Below are 1,123 nucleotides of genomic sequence, written 5' to 3' on the forward strand. Positions count from 1 at the left end.
ACCAGACGGTTGTTCACCAGATCCAGCGTGGTCACATGGGCCGCATTGGCAAACACCTCATTGACCTTGGCATCATCGGTCTCACCCAGCTGCCAGTCATAGCAGATGTTGTTCTTCAGATCGTCATGGACCAGCGTCGCGCCCTCCTGGGCGGCGGCCTTCATGTCGATCACGGCGGGCAGTTCTTCGATATCCAGATCGATCGCCTCGGCCGCGTCGCGCGCCTGTTCCAGGCTGTCGGCCACAACGGCCGCAATCGGATCACCCACATGGCGCACCTTGCCTTGGGCCAGAATGGGATGCGCCGGTTCCTGCATGGGCGCACCGTGCTTGTCGGTCACCTCCCAGCCGCAGGGGATGCCGCCCACCCCTTCGAAATCCTTGCCGGTGAACACTTTGACCACACCGGGCATGGCCTCGGCCGCCGAAGTGTCGATGCTGGTGATCCGGCCATGCGCGATATCCGAGCGCAGGAAATACACATAGGCCTGTCCGGCCACGTTGATGTCGTCGGTATAATTGCCTGCTCCGGTCAGAAAGCGCACGTCCTCGCGCCGCTTGGAACTGGCTCCGATGCCACTGTCTTTGGGCATTGCTTGTTCTCCTCCCATAAACGGATGCTAACGCATCCTTGTCCTTCCACGGGCGCTAAAGGCCCGCAGTGGCGTTTATTCCGCAGCGATGCTGCCGACGTCCTGACCCGATGCGGCCATGATCGCCTTGACGATGTTATGATAGCCCGTGCACCGGCACAGGTTGCCTTCCAGATAATGCCGGATCTCGGCCTCGGTCGGGCGCGGGTTCTCCTTCAGCAACGCCGCCGCACTCATCACCATGCCCGGCGTGCAGAACCCGCACTGAAGACCGTGATGGTCCTGAAACGCCTGCTGGATCACGTTCAAAGACCCATCCGCAGTCGCCTGACCTTCAATCGTGCCAACCTCAGACCCGTCCGCCTCAAGCGCAAGCATGTTGCATGACTTCACGGCCTGACCATCCACATGCACAACACACGCACCACATTGCGCCGTGTCACACCCAACATGCGTCCCGGTCATCCCCAAATGTTCACGCAAAAATCCAGACAATAACGTCCGACCCTCAACTTCACCGCTCACAGCTA

General features: G+C 60.3%; 1 protein-coding gene and 1 pseudogene. Both read right to left on the reverse strand.

Going from position 1 to position 1,123, the window contains the following annotated elements; all coding sequences use genetic code 11:
- Positions 1-593, reverse strand: a pseudogene (locus J7380_RS20230) (xanthine dehydrogenase family protein molybdopterin-binding subunit); the annotation flags it as partial.
- A gap of 75 nt (positions 594-668) precedes the next feature.
- Positions 669-1,118 carry a (2Fe-2S)-binding protein gene (locus J7380_RS20235; RefSeq protein ID WP_209198702.1) on the reverse strand — a complete coding sequence of 150 codons (450 nt, stop codon included), beginning with the start codon at positions 1,116-1,118 and terminating at the stop codon, positions 669-671.
- Positions 1,119-1,123: the final 5 nt, after the last annotated feature.

Origin of the sequence: Ruegeria sp. R8_1 (assembly GCF_017743815.1) — a bacterium.
In the GTDB taxonomy this organism is placed as follows: Bacteria; Pseudomonadota; Alphaproteobacteria; order Rhodobacterales; family Rhodobacteraceae; genus Ruegeria; species Ruegeria lacuscaerulensis_A.